Origin of the sequence: Flavobacterium sp. PMTSA4 (genome assembly GCF_032098525.1) — a bacterium.
Lineage (GTDB): Bacteria > Bacteroidota > Bacteroidia > Flavobacteriales > Flavobacteriaceae > Flavobacterium > Flavobacterium capsici.
The window spans coordinates 751,211-772,170 of record NZ_CP134890.1; the positions used below are offsets into that span (position 1 = coordinate 751,211).

At 31.1% G+C, this 20,960-nt stretch carries 21 protein-coding genes and 1 other RNA gene; 10 read left to right on the plus strand and 12 right to left on the minus strand.

What is annotated here, in order from left to right:
• Nucleotides 1-79: 79 nt before the first annotated feature.
• Complete coding sequence (locus RN605_RS03555; protein ID WP_313322279.1) at nucleotides 80-1,054, plus strand: deoxyhypusine synthase family protein; 975 nt, start codon at nucleotides 80-82, stop codon at nucleotides 1,052-1,054.
• A gap of 9 nt (nucleotides 1,055-1,063) precedes the next feature.
• Nucleotides 1,064-1,483 (plus strand): DNA primase, encoded by a 420-nt coding sequence (locus RN605_RS03560; protein WP_313322281.1) that lies wholly within the window; start codon nucleotides 1,064-1,066, stop codon nucleotides 1,481-1,483.
• Nucleotides 1,484-1,559: 76 nt separating this feature from the next.
• Here RN605_RS03560 and RN605_RS03565 read toward each other — a convergent pair whose 3' ends face one another.
• The 6 genes from RN605_RS03565 to RN605_RS03590 form a co-directional block, all read right to left on the minus strand.
• Nucleotides 1,560-2,078 (minus strand): DinB family protein, encoded by a 519-nt coding sequence (locus RN605_RS03565; protein WP_313322283.1) that lies wholly within the window; start codon nucleotides 2,076-2,078, stop codon nucleotides 1,560-1,562.
• Nucleotides 2,079-2,091: 13 nt separating this feature from the next.
• Complete coding sequence (locus RN605_RS03570) at nucleotides 2,092-4,668, minus strand: phosphoenolpyruvate carboxylase (protein WP_313322285.1); 2,577 nt, start codon at nucleotides 4,666-4,668, stop codon at nucleotides 2,092-2,094.
• Nucleotides 4,669-4,745: 77 nt separating this feature from the next.
• Nucleotides 4,746-5,228, minus strand: a complete 483-nt coding sequence (locus RN605_RS03575) for an Lrp/AsnC family transcriptional regulator (RefSeq protein WP_313322287.1) — start codon at nucleotides 5,226-5,228, stop codon at nucleotides 4,746-4,748.
• A gap of 69 nt (nucleotides 5,229-5,297) precedes the next feature.
• Nucleotides 5,298-6,440: a M14 family metallopeptidase gene (locus RN605_RS03580; RefSeq protein ID WP_313322288.1), complete on the minus strand. Its 1,143-nt coding sequence runs from the start codon at nucleotides 6,438-6,440 to the stop codon at nucleotides 5,298-5,300.
• A gap of 85 nt (nucleotides 6,441-6,525) precedes the next feature.
• Nucleotides 6,526-7,545 carry a hypothetical protein gene (locus RN605_RS03585; protein ID WP_313322290.1) on the minus strand — a complete coding sequence of 340 codons (1,020 nt, stop codon included), beginning with the start codon at nucleotides 7,543-7,545 and terminating at the stop codon, nucleotides 6,526-6,528.
• Between the two features lie 59 nt (nucleotides 7,546-7,604).
• Entirely contained in the window at nucleotides 7,605-8,156 is a 552-nt protein-coding gene (locus RN605_RS03590) for a 1-acyl-sn-glycerol-3-phosphate acyltransferase (protein WP_313322291.1), read from the minus strand.
• A 59-nt stretch (nucleotides 8,157-8,215) separates the two neighbouring features.
• Here RN605_RS03590 and RN605_RS03595 point away from each other — a divergent pair, with 59 nt between their 5' ends.
• Complete coding sequence (locus tag RN605_RS03595; protein WP_313322292.1) at nucleotides 8,216-8,878, plus strand: spermidine synthase; 663 nt, start codon at nucleotides 8,216-8,218, stop codon at nucleotides 8,876-8,878.
• Here the strand turns inward: RN605_RS03595 and kdsB are convergent.
• On the minus strand, nucleotides 8,870-9,598 hold the full coding sequence (gene kdsB / locus RN605_RS03600; protein ID WP_313322294.1) for a 3-deoxy-manno-octulosonate cytidylyltransferase: 729 nt from the start codon (nucleotides 9,596-9,598) through the stop codon (nucleotides 8,870-8,872). The two genes, RN605_RS03595 and kdsB, sit on opposite strands and share 9 nt — an antisense overlap.
• A gap of 120 nt (nucleotides 9,599-9,718) precedes the next feature.
• Between kdsB and RN605_RS03605 the strand changes: the two genes are divergently transcribed.
• Both RN605_RS03605 and RN605_RS03610 read left to right on the plus strand, forming a co-directional pair.
• On the plus strand, nucleotides 9,719-11,056 hold the full coding sequence (locus RN605_RS03605; RefSeq protein ID WP_313322296.1) for a peptide-N-glycosidase F-related protein: 1,338 nt from the start codon (nucleotides 9,719-9,721) through the stop codon (nucleotides 11,054-11,056).
• Between the two features lie 100 nt (nucleotides 11,057-11,156).
• Nucleotides 11,157-11,954 carry a hypothetical protein gene (locus RN605_RS03610; protein WP_313322297.1) on the plus strand — a complete coding sequence of 266 codons (798 nt, stop codon included), beginning with the start codon at nucleotides 11,157-11,159 and terminating at the stop codon, nucleotides 11,952-11,954.
• Here RN605_RS03610 and RN605_RS03615 read toward each other — a convergent pair.
• Nucleotides 11,951-13,375, minus strand: a complete 1,425-nt coding sequence (locus tag RN605_RS03615) for an ATP-dependent DNA helicase (RefSeq protein ID WP_313322298.1) — start codon at nucleotides 13,373-13,375, stop codon at nucleotides 11,951-11,953. The genes RN605_RS03610 and RN605_RS03615 overlap by 4 nt on opposite strands.
• A gap of 129 nt (nucleotides 13,376-13,504) precedes the next feature.
• On the opposite strand from RN605_RS03615, the gene RN605_RS03620 reads away from it, so the two are divergent.
• Together RN605_RS03620 and RN605_RS03625 are read left to right on the plus strand one after the other, a co-directional pair.
• On the plus strand, nucleotides 13,505-14,317 hold the full coding sequence (locus tag RN605_RS03620; protein ID WP_313322299.1) for a DUF3822 family protein: 813 nt from the start codon (nucleotides 13,505-13,507) through the stop codon (nucleotides 14,315-14,317).
• Nucleotides 14,314-14,862 (plus strand): RsmD family RNA methyltransferase, encoded by a 549-nt coding sequence (locus RN605_RS03625; protein ID WP_313322300.1) that lies wholly within the window; start codon nucleotides 14,314-14,316, stop codon nucleotides 14,860-14,862. Before RN605_RS03620 ends, RN605_RS03625 begins: the two co-directional genes overlap by 4 nt.
• Nucleotides 14,863-14,866: 4 nt before the next feature.
• Here RN605_RS03625 and rnpB read toward each other — a convergent pair.
• An RNA gene (gene rnpB, locus RN605_RS03630) (RNase P RNA component class A) lies at nucleotides 14,867-15,170 on the minus strand.
• 76 nt (nucleotides 15,171-15,246) lie between these two features.
• On the opposite strand from rnpB, the gene RN605_RS03635 reads away from it, so the two are divergent.
• The 3 genes from RN605_RS03635 to RN605_RS03645 all read left to right on the plus strand — a co-directional run bounded on the left by RN605_RS03635 (nucleotide 15,247) and on the right by RN605_RS03645 (nucleotide 17,419).
• The gene (locus RN605_RS03635) at nucleotides 15,247-15,543 is read left to right on the plus strand and encodes a hypothetical protein (protein WP_313322301.1); all 297 of its coding nucleotides are present in this window, start codon (nucleotides 15,247-15,249) and stop codon (nucleotides 15,541-15,543) included.
• 113 nt (nucleotides 15,544-15,656) lie between these two features.
• Nucleotides 15,657-16,739, plus strand: a complete 1,083-nt coding sequence (gene dnaX / locus RN605_RS03640) for a DNA polymerase III subunit gamma/tau (RefSeq protein ID WP_313322302.1) — start codon at nucleotides 15,657-15,659, stop codon at nucleotides 16,737-16,739.
• 104 nt (nucleotides 16,740-16,843) lie between these two features.
• Complete coding sequence (locus RN605_RS03645) at nucleotides 16,844-17,419, plus strand: DNA polymerase III subunit gamma/tau (protein ID WP_313322304.1); 576 nt, start codon at nucleotides 16,844-16,846, stop codon at nucleotides 17,417-17,419.
• On the opposite strand, the gene RN605_RS03650 is transcribed toward RN605_RS03645, so the two are convergent.
• Genes RN605_RS03650 through RN605_RS03660 form a run of 3 tightly spaced genes read right to left on the minus strand, consistent with a single transcriptional unit; the run spans nucleotide 17,416 to nucleotide 20,942 of the window.
• Nucleotides 17,416-18,306, minus strand: coding sequence for a Ppx/GppA phosphatase family protein (locus tag RN605_RS03650; protein WP_313322306.1), 891 nt, complete (start codon nucleotides 18,304-18,306; stop codon nucleotides 17,416-17,418). The two genes, RN605_RS03645 and RN605_RS03650, sit on opposite strands and share 4 nt — an antisense overlap.
• Complete coding sequence (gene ppk1 / locus RN605_RS03655; protein WP_313322308.1) at nucleotides 18,306-20,453, minus strand: polyphosphate kinase 1; 2,148 nt, start codon at nucleotides 20,451-20,453, stop codon at nucleotides 18,306-18,308. Before ppk1 ends, RN605_RS03650 begins: the two co-directional genes overlap by 1 nt.
• A gap of 3 nt (nucleotides 20,454-20,456) precedes the next feature.
• On the minus strand, nucleotides 20,457-20,942 hold the full coding sequence (locus RN605_RS03660; protein ID WP_313322309.1) for a SixA phosphatase family protein: 486 nt from the start codon (nucleotides 20,940-20,942) through the stop codon (nucleotides 20,457-20,459).
• Between the last annotated feature and the right edge of the window lie 18 nt (nucleotides 20,943-20,960).

Consider the following 20,960-nt stretch of genomic DNA (forward strand, 5'->3'; position numbering starts at 1 on the left):
ATAAATTAATAATAACTGTTTGTGGTTTTAGAAAAAAAGTTTTTCTTTGAACCACGAACTACTCGTAATAAAAAACAAAATGAGCAAAGGACCAATTAGTCAATTCATAGAAAAAAATTACCTTCATTTCAATGCTGCAGCCTTAGTTGACGCAGCAAAAGGATATGAAGAACATTTGCTTGACAATGGTAAAATGATGATAACATTGGCTGGTGCAATGAGTACTGCCGAATTAGGAAAATCATTGGCAGAAATGATTCGCCAAGACAAAGTACATATCATTTCATGTACTGGTGCAAATCTTGAAGAAGATATTATGAATTTGGTGGCACATAATTCATATAAAAGAGTTCCAAACTACAGAGATTTATCACCACAAGAAGAATGGGATTTATTAGAAAACCATTATAATAGAGTTACGGATACTTGTATTCCTGAAGAAGAAGCTTTCCGTAGATTACAATCGCATTTATTTGATATTTGGAATAATGCCGATTCAAAAGGAGAACGCTATTTTCCACATGAATTCATGTATCAAATGATTAATTCTGGAGTATTAAAACAATACTACGAAATTGATCCAAAAGATTCTTGGATGGTTGCTGCCGCTGAGAAAAATTTACCAATCGTTGTTCCTGGTTGGGAAGATAGTACAATGGGAAATATTTTTGCTTCATATTGTATTAAAGGAACATTCAAACCAACAACCATGAAATCAGGTATTGAATACATGATGTGGTTAGCTGATTGGTACACTAAAAACTGTGAAGGTAAAGGAGTTGGATTTTTCCAAATTGGAGGTGGAATCGCTGGTGATTTCCCAATTTGTGTGGTTCCGATGCTTTATCAAGATATGGAAATGCATGATGTTCCATTTTGGAGCTATTTTTGCCAAATATCAGACTCTACAACAAGTTATGGTTCTTATTCTGGAGCAGTTCCGAATGAGAAAATTACTTGGGGAAAACTTGACATTACAACACCCAAATTTATTGTTGAATCGGATGCAACGATTGTTGCTCCATTAATATTTGCTTACATACTAGATTTATAAACTTATTTTATGAGAAGAATTATCGTTGACTATGCAAAACTTACTGGTGATATTTTAAATTTACTAGTAGAAAAATTTCCGGAAGGATATGACGATTCGGATATAATTCGTTTTAGAAATGCTCAAAACGAATTAATTGAAGCTGTAGAAGTGAGAACTGAAGACACTATTTATTTAGTGAAAGTAAGCACAAAACTTGCCAGCAGAATGGAAAAATTTGAAGAAGATGACGATTTAGATGCAGTAATTGAACCAATTGCTCCAGTAAAAGGAATCGACCTTGATGATGATGACTTATCAGGTGATGACGAAGATGACGATGTTGATTTACTAAAAGACAAAGGTGGTTCTGATGATGACGATGAAATTGATGAAGACGACTTTTCTGATTCAGACAACTTCGAAGAAGATGATGACGAAGATGAATAATAAATAACAGAATTTACAAAAATAGAAAATCCAAATTCCAATTGTATAAATTGAAATTTGGATTTTTTATTTCAAATTAAAGATAACGTTCTTGAAAAACCCTTAGATGATGATTTTGATGACCAATAATAATAAAACCAATTGCTCTAACTGAAACTGGATTTTCAGATGCCGTTCCGGTTCGTTTTAACTCTTCCTCCGAAAATGATTTAAAAAGTGATAATGTAGCTTCACGAACTATTGCTAATTCAGTAAGTAATGATTGAATACTTCTACTCGATCCATTTGCTTCTTTTGCATAATCATCTTCTTCAAAACCAGGCAATTCTGTTTTATCATTTCTAGCAATACGTATAGCACGATAAGCAAAAATTCTTTCAGAATCAATGATGTGTTGCAGTATATCTTTTATTGTCCATTTTCCTTCTGCATAGCGATAATCAAATTTATCCATTGGAATTTCTCGAACAAATTTTATTAATCGATGAACCGAAATTTCAAGTTCTTCTATTAATGTATATTCATCAGAAACTTGACTAATATAATTACCAAAATAAGTAGCGTATTCGGTAGGATTTAAATCTTTTGGTTTCATAATATATTTTTTATTAAGCAGAATTTCTACTGGCATTAGTATTTCCGAACAAAGAACGAACAACTAATTTTTCATAAACTTCTTTTAGCACTTCGTTTTCAATTTTTCCTTTTCTAAGTTGAGACAAAGCATACTGTTGAATTGTTAATAATGGACGAACAATTTGCTCTCTTATTTCAATCGAAGCTTTTCCATCAGGATAATTTTCCATCAATTCCTTGTGTCCAGCAATTTTTAATAACAATCGTTTGGTTTCTAAAAATTCATCATAGATGATTTGCCAAAAATCACCAAAATCTTTGTCATCTTTCATATAAGAAGTCAATGGAAAAAATGATTTTGCCAACGACATCATACTGTTTTCCAACAAAGTTTTAAAGAACAATGAATTGTCATACAGCGATTGAACTTCTTCCCAACGATTGTTGTCTTCAAAATATTTTAATGCCGTTCCAACGCCATAAAATCCAGGAACGTTTTGTTTCAACTGACTCCATGAACCAACAAAAGGAATAGCACGCAAATCAGAGAAATTTAATTTTTCATCAGCATTACGCTTTGCCGGACGACTTCCAATATTAGTCTTTGCATAAAAACGTAGTGTACTCATTTGCTCCAAATAAGGAACAAACTTTGGATGATTTTTAAAATCAATATATTTTTGATAACCCAATTCAGCCAACTTTTGCATAGTTTGCTTTTCAGTTACTGTCAGGTTATTTTCATCCTTATTAAAAATCTCATTAGTAACTCCAGCGCTTAAAAGATTCTCTAAATTCAATCGACACGAATCTAAAGTTCCAAAATTTGAACTAATAGTTTGTCCTTGAACCGTTAATTGTATTTCTTGATTTTCAATCGTTGAACCTAGCGAAGCATAAAATTTATGTGTTTTCCCTCCGCCGCGAGCTGGCGGACCGCCACGACCATCAAAGAAAATAACTTTTATACCATACTTTCTAGACATTTGAGTAATGGTTTCTTTGGCTTTAAAAATACTCCAATTAGCCATCAAATAACCACCATCTTTTGTTCCATCTGAAAAACCTAACATTACGGTTTGCTTGTTTTTTCTTGACTCTAAATGCTTTTTATAAATCTCATTAGTATACAATTGTTCCAAAATATGATGTGCATTTTGTAAATCATCAACTGATTCAAACAAAGGAACAATATCCACTGTTGGGTTTTCCCAACCGCAAAGTTTGAATAATGAAAATGCCTCCATTACATCCAAAGCACTTTCATTATTGCTAATTATATAGCGGTTACATCCTAATTCTCCATTGTTTTTTTGAATTGTTTGTATTGCTAAAATAGATTCAAGGGTTAACTTGGTTATTTCATCTTCAAAATTATCTGGAGTAATTGTTTTGTTTACTGAAAGTAATGCATCAATTTTTGATGCTTCATCAAGCTCATTGTAATTTTTTGGAAAATCAATTGCACTATCTTTTCCCAAATAATTAACAATATCATCAAACACTTTACTATGAATTCTACTGTTCTGACGAATATCTAAAGAAGCAAAATGAAATCCAAAATTGTTCACTTTTTGAATCAAAGCATCTACATAATCCAAATACAAAGATTGATGATTATTGATAAGAATGTCTTTTATTTTTAACAACTGAATTTTCAACTCTTGGTGACTAATAAAAATTTCACCTTCTGAATAAAAAACAGAACGATAAAGTTTGCTTTCTAATTCAACAATAATATTCTCAACTCCAGTAAAAGTTAATTTTCTTCTCAGTTTTCGAATATCAAAATAATAACATTTCAAGATTGATGTACGCAATCTATCTGCAACTTTTAGCGTGATTTCAGTAGTTACAAATGGATTTCCATCTCTATCTCCACCAGGCCAAAAACCCAGACTTATAATTGAGTTTTCAATAACATTTCCACCATATAAATTCTTTTGCATGTATTGCACCATGTCACCAACTGTTTGATAAAATACATTTTCAAGATACCAAATCAGGCTAACAGCTTCATCAAAAGGTGATGGCTTTTCTTTTTTGAAAAAAGGTGTTTTTCCTAATTGGGCTAATAATTGTTTAATTTGAACTAAATCATTTTGTCTAATTGCTTGGGTTAAATCAGTAATTATTCCTAAAACTGAACCAGGATAAAATTGTGTTGGATGTGCAGTTAAAACCGTTCGAACTTTAAACTCTTCCAAAAAACTAATTAATTCTTCACGTTTATTTTTTGCTTCTGTTTTTTCTTTAATATCACGCAATGAACCACGACCTTCAAGATTATTAATTACAGCAAAAGCAGCATCTTCTATGGCATCAAATAAAACAATTTGTCTTTCGATGTATTGAATAAAACGAAACATTAAATCAATTTTATCTTGTTCGGTCGCGTTATCTAAATATTTTTCTGAAAAGAAATTTATAATTTGCTCTGGTGTCCAATTATTTTTATATCCATTGTCACATACTTCAGCAAAAAGAGGCAACATCACACCAGTGTTATCAATAGCATCAAAAGGTAATGTAATAAACACACTGTTATAAACATGATATTTAGACAATACATTTTGATTAAAACGTTCAATTTTTGGCAATGTGTACATTTCTATTTTTTTGGTTAAGTTAACAAAAAAACCTCAAGCAAAAAACTTGAGGTTTGTATATTTAATAAAAAATGTATTTAGTCTAACTCTTGAAATATAGTATGCATTAAACGCTTTTTATCATTGATACTTTCTTCAAGTGAAATCATAGTTTCAGTTCTGTAAACACCTTCAATATCATCAATCATAAAAATTACATCCTTTGCATGTTTAGTATCTTTTGCTCTTATTTTACAGAAAATATTAAATTTACCTGTAGTTACGTGAGCAACTGTTACATATGGAATTTCATTTATTCTTTCTAAAACAAATTTAGTTTGTGAAGTATTGTTTAAAAACACACCAACATAAGCAATGAATGAATATCCTAATTTTTCATAATCTAAAGTTAAAGACGAACCCATAATAATACCTTGGTCTTCCATCTTTTTAACTCTAACATGAACGGTTCCAGCAGAAATCAATAATCTTTTTGCAATATCAGTAAAAGGAATTCTGGTGTTGTCAATTAACATATCTAATATTTGTAGATCAACTTCATCTAATTTAAACTTACTCATTGTATTTATTTTTGTTTGTCAATTTTAAAAGCCCAAAAGTACATTATTTTCATTAAAGAAAAGAATTTATTAACAAATCTTTAATCCATTAACAAATTTCATGCGATTTCCTATCAAAAAATCAGCTTTCTTGTCATTTTGTGGAAACTTATTTTCACCGTCAAAAAAGTGTTCTCCATTAGCGTCAAACTCTATGTGACCAAAATAATTTTCTAAATTATCGACTTGAGCAATTCTTGCTTCAAACTCGATTTTCTCGTGATTAAGAACTTCTGTGTACTGCGCTGCAAAATTCAAACATTTTTCTAAATTATCATAATTTATTTTGACATTTTTATAAACAAAATCATAAAAATTAACTTTATTTTGCGGAATATTCAAATAATCTTCAATTTCGTTGCAAACTATATCGTTTTCGTAAATTTGTTTAATTCCTGAAAATAAAGCAATAAAAATAAATTTTCGGGTAATTTCTCTTTCATAATCATTTGGGAAATGACCTGCTTCAAAAAGAACTGTAGGCACATTTAATGACTGAAACATATCGCCTACACAATTTATGTTGAATGAATCGTCAAAACGACCAATTTGTCCTGGTATTATTTTTTGCAATTCATTGTTCATACTAACAATTACTTTAGCTGCTTTTTGGCGACATTGATTCCAATTTCTTGCTTCATCAAATGCTGGCGCTAAAAATGATACTGTTGCTGGTTTTCCTGTGTCGGCAACTCCAAAAATAGTTCGCTGGTCGTGAAGATTATAGCAATAATCTGGTTGGAAATTTTCAAATGTATTTCGCAGAATCTTACTTTCAGGTTGACTTAAATTTTGTGAATCTCTGTTCAAGTCTATTTCATTGGCGTTAACTCTTGTATATGCTTCTGCTCCATCGGGATTCAACATAGGCAATAAACAAAACGTAAAATTTTCAAGAATTACTTTGCTTTGCGAGTTATTTGAATGAAGAAAGTTTAAAAAATCAAATAATGCCTTTGTAGTAGTGCTTTCATTTCCATGCATTTGCGACCACATCAAAATCTTTGTTTTGCCACTTCCTAATTCTAATTTATAAATTGGTTTGTCTATTACTGATTTCCCAATTACTTTGGCATTATATTTTAACAACAATGGTTCAATGTGCTTCAATGAAATATATCTTCCAAAAATGCTGTTATCTTTATATTCTTGATGGAGTTTATCATAATTCATAGTCCAAAAATAGCTAAACAAATGCTCAAAAAAAAACCTTCACCATTTTACTGATGAAGGTTTCAAACAAATTTTAACCAACCATTTATTCTCTGTATAAATAAACACTAGAAATTCCTGCTTCATTTCTCATATCAACAGGTGTAGTGTTTGTATTTGAACGCGGCAAATCAAAAACTAAAAGTCTTCCTCCGCCATTTAATCTTTCTGCAACATAAATCTGTTTTGTGAAATTATCGTAAGCTACATCGACAGGATTTCCTAATAATGTTTGCGAACCATAAATTCTTGTTTGTTTGTTCATAGCAATTGTTCCCATATTTGGTGTTTGTGACAGAACATCTGTAAATCCTTTTATAACAATTATTCCACCATCCGAATCTGATGCTGCGCTTCCAACATCTGTTAAAACCATTGTATTGCTTCTTTTAGAATACGTAATACCATGAGTTCTAACCAATCCTTCAATAGTTACTCTTTTTGTTGGAAGAATATCTCCATCCATATTACTGAAGAAATTTTCAAAAACTACTAAATCTGAAGTTAAATCAGCTACTGCATAAAGTGTATTTCCTTCTAAATGAATTCCCCAAGTTTTGAAGTTTACTGTATACGAATTTAGTAAGGTCAATCCTGAATTTGTTTTTTGATAAACAACTAGCTTGTTAGTGTTTGAATTGGCAGCACTTTGATCTTGTGCAACAACAATTTTATCTCCATCAACTGATATTTCTCTTGGATTGTTGAAATCAGAAGTGCTAAATTGTGAAAGACTTAACATTGCTGCATTTGTAGCTAATGCGTTAGCTACATTGTTATAGACTTCCAATCGATTATTGGTTCTTGAAGCAAAAACAACTTCATCAGAATTTGGATAATAATAAGCACCATCAGCATCTGTTGAAGCAACTAAAAAAGAATTGTAATCTTGGAATGAAGAATTCAAGTCAGTAACAGAAACACTTCCTGTTGTATTACTTGTTGTAAATAGTTTAAAATCTTTGTTGGCCGAACGTTCTAATTGGTCCAAAGATTCATTGTTATCATTACTACATGAGAACAAAATTGCTGATAACAGCACCGAAGTTAAAATTGTTTTTTTCATAATTAATAATTTTGTTGATTATTGACAATCTTATTTACGAAAAAAAAACAATCTTGGTTTTAAAAATTTATTTGTCTTTCAGGAAATCTTCCTTTTACACCTTTATAAAAGTTAGAAATGAGTTTAAAATCTTCATCATAATTACCAGTTGGATTAAAAGGATTACCTATTTTAACTTCTTTTTTTTCATAATCAAATGCAACCGGAACAATTGGAACACCAGCTTTTAGAGCAATATAATAAAATCCTGTTCTAAGTTCAGAAACTTTTTTTCGAGTTCCTTCTGGAGCAATAGCCAAACGAAATACTTTTCTTGAATTAAAAATATCAACAATAGCATCAACTAAATTTTTTCCACCACTTCTATCTAAAGCTGCGCCACCAATACTTCTAAAATAATATCCAAACGGAAAAACAAATAATTCTTTTTTGCCCACAAAATTCATTTCCATATTCATAATTCCTCTAGTGAATAATCCAATAAAAAAATCAAAATTACAGGTATGGGGAATCACTATTATGACACATTTTTTTAACTCTTCATCAATGGTTCCATTGATTTTCCAGCCTAAAAGTTTGAAAAAGATAAATTTATATAGTTGTCTTCGCATGACTAATATTTTCGTAAAATTAGTATTTATGTTTTACATTTGAGAAAATTAGATTTCCAATGATTAAAAAACTATTCAGCTATTTATTGCCCATTACAATCTACAAAAAGAACTCTGAACTGAGCCGTTCTTTAGAAGTAACTTGGAATAACGGTCAATTGGTTTTAGATAGTAAAAATACAAATTATTCATATGGTAGTCTTCAACGCATACTTAGAAAAGGTTTAAGGTATATTGGATTTGAAAGAATAAGAAAATTTGATTCAGTATTAATACTTGGTGTTGCTGGCGGAAGTGTTATCAAAACATTGGTAGACGAAATTAAATTCAAAGGAAAAATTACTGGGATTGAAATTGATAAAGAAATCGTTGAAATTGCTAATAAATACTTTGAGTTAGATAAAGTTCAAAATCTAGAAATCATAATCGATGATGCTTTTGAGTTTGTATTGCGTACTAAAGAAAAATACGATTTGATTATTATAGATATTTTTCAAGATACAACGATGCCAAGTTTCTTATTTCAGGATTTCTTTATTCAGCGTATTAATTTTTTATTAAATACAAATGGATTTATTTTATTCAATACTATGGTGATTTCTGAAGAAGATAAAAGAAGAAATGAACTCTATAAATCGAAATTTAAAGACAATTATTCATTAAGAATGTATCCAAAAGTTGAAATTCATAATGAATTGTTTACCATAAAAAAACTATCCTAAAAGCTGGCGTGCTTTTTCTAAATCTTCAGGAGTATCTATTCCAATGCTGCCCTGATTCGTTCCTACCATTTTAATACGTTTTCCAAATTCAAGATAACGTAATTGTTCTAACTTTTCAGATGCTTCTAATGATTTCATTGGTAAATGATAGAAATCTAATAAAGCTTGTTTTCTAAATGCATAAATTCCGATGTGTTTCATATAACGAACCCCAACATTTTTCTCTCTAGGATAAGGAATCACTGAACGTGAAAAATACAAAGCAAAACCATTTTGGTCAGTTACAACTTTTACATTATTAGGATTATTGATTTCTTCTTCATCAGTAATTTCAAACATCAGTGAAGCTAAATCAACTTTTTGCTCAAAATCATTGAAAAAAACATCTATTACTTTAGCTAACGGTTCAGCATTTATAAAAGGTTCATCACCTTGAACATTCACTACTATATCAACATTCAAATTCTCGACAGCTTCTGCAATTCTATCACTTCCACTTTCATGTTCTTTGATACTCATAATAGCTTTGCCTCCGTTATTGATGATTTCATCATATATCAATACACTATCAGTTACTACAAAAACATCGCTAAATAAATTAGTATTTATGGCAGCTTCATAAGTTCTTTGAATAACTGTTTTTCCACACAAATCTTGCATCAATTTAGCAGGAAATCGTGTAGAAGCGTATCGTGCAGGAATTACGGCTATAACTTTCATTGATTTATTTACAGAAAATTTTCTTTCAAAGTTAAATTAAAAACCATTTTAGACAATGAGTAAACTTAAAAAGTTAATTGTTTTACCTAAATTTGTAAAAACAACTAACTAACATAATTTATGAAAACAAAACTACTATTACTTTTTTTAATTTCCTCCTTTTTTACAACTTCTAAAGCTCAAACATACATTAATGTCTACGACAATGTTTTATTTTATGATGGTTATGCTGGCTTAGTAAGTGCACCAACTCCACCTGATGTTTTTAGATTAAGAAATGATTTATTTACAACTAAATTGACTCAAGAACAATTAGCACAAATTGGCAATATACTTCAATTAGATGTAACCATTTCTGCTGCGTGTGACAATTATGATAGAATTGGAAATGTAAATCTAGTATTAGTGCCAAAGGGAAATTTAACTTATGACACTAACACTGCTCTTAAAATAGAAATAGGAAGATTTATAACTCCATTTATGAATAAAAACATTTCTCCCACTTCTGTTCCATATTCTTTTACAGTAAGTAATATTGCTAAGATACTTAAAGATACTACAATTAATCTAAATTATGATTTTTGGGTAGAACTAGAAGTTTTTGGAGTTCCATATGCAGCCCAAACTCAAGTTGTTGGATGTAGCGGAAGAAATGATGTTTTTTATGGAACATTAAATTTTATAACTAACACAAACTCTTTTAGCCCTGAAAACACATTTTTGCTCCCGCTAAATTTCAAAAAGGATTTAAACAATTATCAAACAAATGCTACTGATGTTATAGGACAAACAATTAGAACTATTAATTACATATTACCTCAAGACATTAATAATGCAAGTTATTATTTAATAACTTCCAATCATGGTGCAAATGCTGGAGGTGAAGAATATAACCGAAGATGGCATTATATTTATCACGATAATAATTCAATTTTAACTTACAAACCAGGCGAATCAACTTGTGAACCTTATAGAATATACAATACTCAAGGAAATGGAATTTATGGATCAACTCCTAGAACTCCTGCTCAATGGCAATCATTTAGTAATTGGTGTCCTGGAGCAAAAATCCCAATTAGAACTATAGGGATGAATAATTTAACTGCTGGAAGTCATTCTTTCAAAATTGAGGTTCCTGAAGCTGTTTTTGTTGATGGTCAGGGATACATTCCTGTCTCTCTTTACATACAAGGTGAAAGTGCAGCACTTAACATCAATGATATAGAGTCGTACAGCTATGATATCTATCCTAATCCTAGTTCTGATTTCATCAATATAAAAGGTACTGACGTAATCAATTCTTATCAATTAATAGATTCACAAGGAAGAATATTAGTCTCTAGCGTCTATAATGATAAAGACTTAAAATTAGATTTAACCAATTATTCAAAAGGCATTTATTTTTTAAAAATGAATTTTGATAAAGGAACTAACACCGAAAGAATTATCAAACAATAATAAAATCAATACTAAAAACTTTTAAAGCGATTATTTTAATAATAATGGCTTTTTCTTTACATTTTTTTATTATTTTCGGAAGTAATAAAAACACTTCAAAATGATAAAGCTAGTTTCATTGTTTCTTATTCTATTTTTAGTTGCTTGTAGTCCAGCAAAAATCAAAGACTTTGACAAAGATTATACGCAAAGTTTAGTTGGAAAACTTAAATCCATGGAAATAAAAAACTATGAATATAAGTACATCAACAAAGACACTATTTTACTAGTAAAAACAACAGTATTAGATTTTGATACAAATAATAATGTCATTCACGAAAAAATAGTTACAGAAGATAAAGTGAATGAAAACAACTATATCTACGTTAATAATCAACTTATTGAAAAAATACCTTTGAATGAAAAAAATAATTCAAAAACCACTTATAAGTATGATGAAAACAATAATCTGATTGAAGAAAAATCATTTGACGATAAACAAACATTTTTAGTTAAAACAAAAAAGTTTGATAAATATCATAATCCAATTGAAGAACAACTTACTTATTTTGGTAAAAACAAAACGTTAACTAAAACTGAATACGATTATAAAAAACGTTCTTTTATTTCAAGAAAATCTTTTGACACTATTATTTCAACAACTGTGGAAACTAAAAAGCTTTTCAATAAAAAAGGATACATTATTAAGAGTCCAACTTTTGATAAAAATTATTTCACCTTTGAGATTGACAAAAAAGGAAACCTAACTAAAAAAACATATTATAAAAATGACAACAGTATCATAGAAACTGTTACATACAATAATGTTTATGATAAAAAAGGGAATATAATTGTCAGAAATCGGTTTTTAGATGGAAAACAGATTGATAAAACTACTTATAATATTACTTATTATTAATTTTCCTCAAAACTATCTTCCTTAAATCCAATCAAATACAATTTATCTTTCGCTCTAGTAATAGCAGTATATAACCAACGAACATAATCAACATCAATACCGTTAGGCAAATAAGGTTGTTCGATAAAAACGGTATTCCATTGTCCGCCTTGACTTTTGTGACACGTAATAGCATAAGAGAATTTTACTTGCAAAGCATTGAAGTATTCATTGTTTTTTGTTTTCAAAAACTTTCTATACTGCGCTTCGCCTTCATAATCTTTCATCACTTCTTGATACAATCGATTGCTTTCCTCATAAGTTAACGATGGTGATTCGCTGGTAATAGTATTTAGTAAAACTATAGTTTCTAATGGTCGTTGATTCGGATAATCAACCATTCTGATTTTTACTTTCGCAAAATTAAACCCATACAATTCTTTAAACGAAAAGATTTCCAAAACTTCCACAATATCACCGTTAGCAATAAAACCTGCTTCGTCTGAATCTTTCAGCCAAAAATAATTGTTCTTCACCACCATCAAGAAATCTCCAACCGAAAGTTCACTTTCTTTATCCAAAATCTTAGTTCTAATTTGCTGATTGTATTGGTTGGCTCTTTTGTTAGAACGAACAATAAAACAAGTATCTTCAATACTATAATTTTGGTAAGCACTTTGAATAGCATCTTGAATGTCAAATCCATCTACTAATCGTACGATGTCTTTAAATCCTTTTAATTGGAATTTAAAATCGGTTATAAAACTTTCTTTCAATAGTTCTCGCAATTCTGTAGCGTTATACAAAATCCCCGATTTCTCTTCCTGACGCATTACTTCGTCCAATTCTATAAAAAAAACTTCTTTATTATAATTCAAAGATAAAGTATCAACATTTAAAGCCGGACTAATATCCAATTGAACTGGCGGCAACTGAGCAGTATCGCCTATCAAAATTAATTTACAATTCGTTCCTTGATAAACATACGAAATCAAATCATCAAGCAAAGAACCATTTTCATAAAGTTTTGAATCAGTATCAACATCCGAAATCATTGACGATTCATCAATGATAAAAACCGTATTGGTATGCTTGTTTTCTTTTAAAGTAAAACCAACGGAACCATTCTTTCCTTTTTTAGGATAATAAATTTTTTTGTGAATGGTAAAAGCAGCTTTGTTGGAATAATTGGCAATTACTTTGGCAGCACGACCAGTTGGTGCCAGTAATACATACTTTTTTTGAACTACTGCAAGATTATTGACCAACTCCGAAATCACAGTAGTTTTTCCTGTTCCGGCATAACCTTTTAAGAGAAAAACCTCATCCGCATTATTATTAGTTAAAAAAACAGCAATCTGTTGAAAAAAAATATCCTGTTTTACAGTTGGTTGAAATGGAAATTTGTTTTTAAGAATACTGTAAAACTGGCTTGAAGTCATGAAGGGTTATTACTTTTTGTTGAAGTTCAAAGATAAGGTTTTATACAACTTCAAATTCCGTAAATTATTAACATTGCAATTGTCGCTGATTTTCGTAAGTTTGTTTTTTCTAAACAAGAACGCCTTTTAATGTATCAAAACACAAGTATCACAAACAAAACCTATAAAAAACTTGTTATTCAAGTATCATTGAATGGTTTATCTTTTGCTTGTTTTGATACTATTTCAAACAAAGCGCAAACATTTGAAAAAATACCTATGGGTAATTTTCAAAAAAATACGCCTATCGAAGAACTTTTTGGAGAAGCATTTATAAAATATCCTGAACTTAAAGCAGGTTATGATGATGTTTTAATCATCCACAGCAATAATCTTTCTACGTTTGTTCCAACTGCTCTTTTTGATGAAGAATATATTGGAAGCTATCTTCAATTCAATACCAAAGTATTTGAAACCGATTTTTTCACCTTTGATGCTATTGATAATTATGAAATGAATAACGTTTATATTCCTTATGTCAATATGAACAACTATTTCATTGACCAATTTGGAACTTTTGATTACAAACACGCCAATAGTATTTTGGTAGAAAAACTGTTAGACAAATCAAGAAATTCTTTTGACAGAAAAATGTTTGTTCATGTTGCCGAAACACATTTTGAAATAGTAGTCATCAAAAATCAAAAACTAGAACTCTATAATTCATTTGAATATAAAACACCCGAAGATTTTATTTATTATGTGCTTTTCACTGCAGAACAGTTATATCTAAATCCAGAAAACTTCAATTTAGAATTCCTTGGTACCATTGATGAAGAAAGCATTCTATTCAAAATTGCTTATAAATACATCCGAAATGTTTCTTTAATGGAAGTTGATACCAATAACAGTTCTTTTTCAGAAAAACAACTAAGAGAACATTTTATCCTGCTAAATTCATGAGAATAATTTCTGGAAAATATAAAGGTAGAAGAATACAAGCTCCAAAAAACTTACCTGTTCGCCCAACGACTGATATGAGTAAAGAAGCATTATTCAACATACTCAACAATCATTTCAACTTTACAGAATTAACAATCCTCGATTTATTTGCTGGTACGGGTAATATAAGTTATGAGTTTGCCTCGCGCGGTAGTGATACTATTTTATGCGTTGATGCCGATATGGGTTGTGTAAACTTCATCAAAAAAACTGCAGCAGAATTTAGTTTTGATATTGTACCCATTAAATCAGATGTGTTTACTTTTTTAGAAAAACATCAAGAAAGCTACGATATTGTTTTTGCCGATCCACCGTATGATTTACCCCAAAAAGACTTTGAGAAAATACCTGAGTTGGTTTTTAAAAACAACATCCTTTCAGAAGAAGGAATGCTCATCATAGAACATTCAAAACATACCAGTTTAGAACATTTAGAATTTTTTACTTCTGCCAGAAATTATGGTGGTTCTGTTTTTAGTTTCTTTGAAATAGCAACTGAAGAATAAATAAAAAAAATGCAGACCTATAAGCCGGATTCTGTATCCGCCGAGGCGAACCCTTATCATTTATCTAGACCAACAATTACTTGTTGGCTCAAGCTTCCTACCCTTCGACAACGGACGAGTAATCCTTAAATGCCGATATACTTGGAATTTCACCGCATAGAGTTTACCTGGTTTCACTACAGCATTACCTGTACCTGCTTTCTGTTGCACTTGTCCTCGTCCTTCAACGGTTGGGTGTTACCCAATATGCTACTCTGTGGTGTCCGGACTTTCCTTCCGCCGAGGCGAACGATAAGGCGGTCTGCGCTGCAAAAGTAATCAATTACCAATTACTCATTGGGAATTTTAGAATTGATTTACTATATTTATATAAATTATTCTATCATGAAAAACAGATATCACTACGCTTCCGTTTCTAAAGCATTAGAAGAATTAAAAGAGAAAGGGTTTACTGTTGATTTTAACCTTCAGGAAGATGTTATAGAACAAAATCCTGCGCATTTTGAAATCATACATATATATAGGTATGAAGGCGATTCTAATCCTGATGATTCAGCGGTAGTATACGGAATTAAATCCACCAAAGGCGATAAAGGTGTTTTCGTAGCTGGATATTCTGCTAATTCCGAAAGTCACGCTGCACAAGTTTTAAGAGAGTTAAGCATCAAAGGAAATTTATAAGGTTTATTGATTATATTTTATTCACATTTTGCTGAAAACTTTTTTCTAAATAATAGTAATCCCAATTAACCAAACCAACAAAAATTCTATATTTGTAATCCAATAAAAAAGTAATGGAACAATTTGTTGTATCAGCTCGTAAGTATCGTCCGCAAACGTTTAAAGACGTGGTTGGACAACAAGCTATTACCAATACTTTACTCAATGCTATTGAAAATAATCACTTAGCACAAGCCCTACTTTTTACTGGTCCAAGAGGTGTTGGAAAAACGACATGCGCGAGAATCTTAGCTCGAAAAATTAATCAACCTGGTTATGATGATCCGTTTGAAGATTTTGCTTTCAATGTTTTCGAATTGGATGCTGCTTCTAACAATTCGGTTGACGATATTAGAAACTTAATTGACCAAGTTCGAATTCCACCACAAACCGGACAATATAAAGTATATATTATTGACGAGGTTCACATGTTGTCATCGGCAGCGTTTAATGCTTTTTTGAAAACATTAGAAGAGCCACCAAAGCACGCCATATTTATATTGGCTACTACCGAAAAACATAAAATCATTCCAACGATATTATCGCGTTGTCAAATTTTTGACTTCAAAAGAATTACCGTAAAAGATGCTCGCGAACATTTAGCAGAAGTTGCCAAAAGTCAAAATGTTACTTTTGAAGAAGATGCTTTACACATAATTGCTCAAAAAGCCGATGGTGCTATGCGTGATGCACTGTCCATTTTTGACCGAGTAGTTTCGTATTGTGGAAATAATTTAACCCGTCAGGCAGTTACTGAAAACTTGAACGTGCTCGATTATGAAACCTATATTTCCATCACTGATTTATTGCTTGAAAATAAAATACCCGAAACCTTAATTGCATATAACGAAGTGTTATCTAAAGGTTTTGATGGTCATCATTTTATAGCAGGTTTAGCATCGCACTTTAGAGATTTATTGGTTACCAAAAATCCCAGTACATTATCATTACTAGAAGTTGGCGAGCAAACTCAAGAATTATACCGACTACAATCGCAAAAAGCTCCGCAAGACTTTTTATTAAAAGGTATTGAATTGGCAAACGATTGTGATTTGAAATACAAAGTATCACAAAACCAGCGTTTGCTTGTTGAACTTTGCCTCATGCAGCTTTGCTCTATCACTCTTGATGGAGAAAAAAAAAAGCTAACTTTATAATTCCACCAACTTATTTCAAAAAACAAGGATTTTCAATTGCTGAAAAGGTTGTTAGTCCTAAAGAAAATGTTTCAAATATCAAGCTTGAAGTTTCAAGTTCTGAATTGCAGGTTTCGAGTTCTCAAGATGTAGTTTCAGATTCAGAGGTTTGTACGCTTAAAACTGAAGTAACAGTAACTGCTGAAAAAGTAGAAACAAAAATAACCGACCATTATACTTCAACCAAAGTTTCTGCCTTTTCGCTGAAAAGTATTGCGCTTAAAAAAGAACTAGCCGAAAGTCAAAAATCAGTTAATAAAGATGTTACTCATTTGCCCAATGAGGAATTTACTGAAACCCAAATGCTGGAACAATGGGTAAAATATGCCCAACGAAAAGAAGACAAAGGTCAGCGGATTATTGCTTCGTTACTAACCATAAACGATCCTGTTCTTGAAGGTACTACCATTGTTCATGAACTTCCTAACGAAAGTTCTAAAGAAGAATTTGAAGGCGAAATGCCAGAACTGCTAGGTTACCTTCGTGGCAAACTGCACAATCACGATATTAAAATTGAGGTTAAAGTAAACGAAGCTTTAGAATCTAAAAAAGCATTCACGGCACAAGATAAGTACAACCGCATGAACGAAATTAATCCTAATCTTGAGTTGCTTAAACGAACTTTTGATTTGGATATTTAAATCATCCCTTGATACATAGCCTTCACGATACCATCGGCAAGACCAATTTTTGGCACATAAATTTTAGTGGCACCGCTCCATTTCATGGCGTTGAGATATATTTTGGTAGCAGGTATAATCACGTCGGCTCTATCGGTGTTTAGCCCAAGTTCGGCAATTCTCTGTTCGTAGGTTAACGAATTGAGGTATTGGTATTGTGAATTGAGGTATAAATAGGTTAACGGTTGGTCTTGCTGTTTGCCCGAGAGCTTGAATATCTTATTGATGTTTCCACCCGAACCTATAAGTATCACGTTGTCGAGTTCTTGGGTATTGGTTTTTATCCATTTTTCAATTTCATGCCAAACGATGTCGTTTACCATTTCATTCAGCAAACGAACGGTACCGTTTTTAAACGATTTGGAAGCAATCATTTTACCATCATTAAATAATGAAAACTCCGTACTTCCACCACCAACATCTACATATAAATAGGCTTGGTCTGTTTTTATAAACGAATGCAAATCGGTTGAGGCAATAATTGCCGCTTCGTTTTTGCCGTCAATAATATCAATCATTATATCGGATTGTTGGTAGATATAATCGGCAACTTCTTTTCCGTTGTAGGCTTCGCGCATAGCAGAAGTAGCGCAGGCTTTATACTTTTCTATTTTATAAACTTTCATTAAAAGCTTGAAAGCTTTCATGGCATCAACCATTCGGTCAATATTGTCTTCGGATATTTCGCCTACGGTAAATGCATCTTGACCAAGACGAATTGGCACACGGATGAGCGCACTTTTATTGAATTGGGTTTCTTTTCCGGGTTGTTCAACAATATTAGATATGAGCATTCGCATGGCATTGGAACCAATATCAATTGCTGCATATTTTTTAATAGTAATCATTATTTATTTTTTTCGGGTAAAGGACAATTTGAATTCAAGACTTCATTATTATGGTCTAAAAAATAGTTGTAGGTTTCAAATTGTGCTCTAAATACTGGTTCGTCTTTCGCTCTAACTCTATAGTGATTGTCTAAATTTTCAGAATGGATGCGTGCTTTCACATTTCCTTTCCAGCCAATTTCGAAGGTGTCAATAATAGCTTTCTTTATGTCTTCATCATAAATTGGACAAGTAACTTCTACTCTACCATCAAGGTTTCTTCGCATAAAATCGGCAGAAGAAATAAATACTTCAGGATTGTCATTATTGCAAAAAATAAATACTCTCGAATGTTCAAGATAATTATCAACGATGCTAATGGCTTCTATATTTTCACTCATGCCTTTGGCTCTAGGTATTAGCGAACAAATTCCTCTAACTTGTAACTTTATTTTCACTCCAGCATTACTGGCTTCATATAACTTATCAATTATAGGATAATCCGAAAGGCTATTCATTTTCAAATTCATGTATGCAGGTCTACCCATTTTTGCATTTTGAATTTCCCTATCTATTAGCTTATTAAATCTAGTTCGTGTATAATGAGGAGAGACAATTAAATGTTTATATCTATGAATTCTATAATTTACATCAAAGAAGGCGAATATCTTGGTTACATCTTTTAGTATTTGCTGATGACAGGTGAAAAGCGTTAAATCAGTATAAATTTTTGCAGTTGATTCGTTGAAGTTTCCTGTAGAAATAAAACCGTAACGTTTTATTTTTTCGTTTTCAAGTCGCTCAATTACACAAATTTTACTGTGAACTTTTAATCCTTTAATACCAAAAATAAGTTCAATGCCTTCTTGTTGCATCAACTCGGCATACGATATATTAGTAGCTTCATCAAAACGTGCCTGAAGTTCAATTTGTACGGTTACTTTCTTTCCATTCTTAGCTGCATTAATAAGTGAACTGATTATTTGAGAGTTTTTTGCAAGACGATAAAGTGTAATTCTTATTGAAACTACTTTTGGGTCTAATGCTGCTTCTCTTAAAAATTTTATCAAATATGAATAGGATTGATATGGAGTGTGCACCAAATAATCTTTTTTGGCAATACGATTTAAAATACTACCATCCAACGAAAGTCCTTCGACAGGTAACGGATCTTTTTGTTGGTACAATAAATCCTTTCTGCCCAAATCTGGAAACGACATATAATCACGACGGTTATGGTATTTTCCACCAGGAATAATACTATCTGTAGATTCAATTCCCATTTTGGTTAAGAAAAATTGAAGCGTATCTTTTTCAATCGCTTGGTCGTAAACAAAACGAACAGGTTCGCCAATTCTTCTATCTTTTACAGAAGTTGCTATTTTTTCTAGCATACTTTTACTCATGTCACTATCAATATCTAATTGAGCGTCACGAGTGATTTTTATCATATGAACAGAAATACTTTCGTAATCAAAAATATTAAATATGCTTGCCAAATTCAATCGAATAACATCATCAAGAAGGATAATATATTGCTTGTTCTCTTTTGGAGGAAGCACAAAAAATCTATTAAAAGACTTAGGGATTTCAATTAAAGCATACCTGATTTCTTTCTTTTTCTTTTTTACAATATCAAGAACAGAAGATGATTTCTCTTCACTTTTCATTACTAATCTAACCGTCAAATAACCAGTATTATCAATCAATAATGGAAATTCAGCCAAATCGTTAAGAATAATGGTAACCAATTCTTGGCTAACTTTTTGAATAAAAAAATCTTTAATATATTCTTCTTGTGACTGGTCAACTTGTGTTTCGTCAACAATTATAATATTCTGTTTCTCAAGTTGCTTTTCAATTTTATTAAGTACTTTTAAACTTTCCGACTGTTGTTTAATTACAATTTTGGTAATATCTTTTACTAATTGTTGCGCTGAAATTCCTCCTAAGACTTTTTCACCAGAAACACCAGAAAGCGAAAGTCTTCGCACTGCTGCGAATCTTACTCTAAAAAATTCATCTAAGTTATTGGAAAAAATCCCTAAAAATCGAAGTCGCTCAAGTAACGGTACTGTATCGTCGGCTGCTTCTTGTAAAACTCTAGCATTAAATGCCAACCAACTTTTTTCCCTATCTATATAAGAATAGTTTTTTTCTTCACTCATAAATTATTCTAAGTCTTTTGGAAAAACAACTCTTGTCGTTTCTCCTTTTGAAATGTTTTGCCAAGAATTTGTTTGAAATGTTATAGATACAAATCCAGAAGTTGAAACATTATCAATATTAATGTTGCCAAATTTATTAACAAAATTAGTAATTGCCTCGTTATGTCCAAAAAGAATTAGGTTATCAAATTGATCACTGCAACTTTTTATGGAATTTTCTAATTTATGAAGGTCAAAAGTATATAGTTCTTTTTTAAAAATAATACTTTCAATAGGGCATAAAAAATTTTGAGTGAATATAATCGCAGTTTCCATAGCTCTTTTTGCAGCACTAGACCAAATAACAAAAGTCTCAGGCAAATACTTTACTACTTTACTTGAAACTAAATGTGCATTTTGTATTCCTCTGTTTGACAATGGTCTATCAAAATCTTGAACTGGTAAATCCCAACTCGATTTTGCATGTCTAACTAATATTAATTGTTTCATGACTTAAATTTTGAAAAG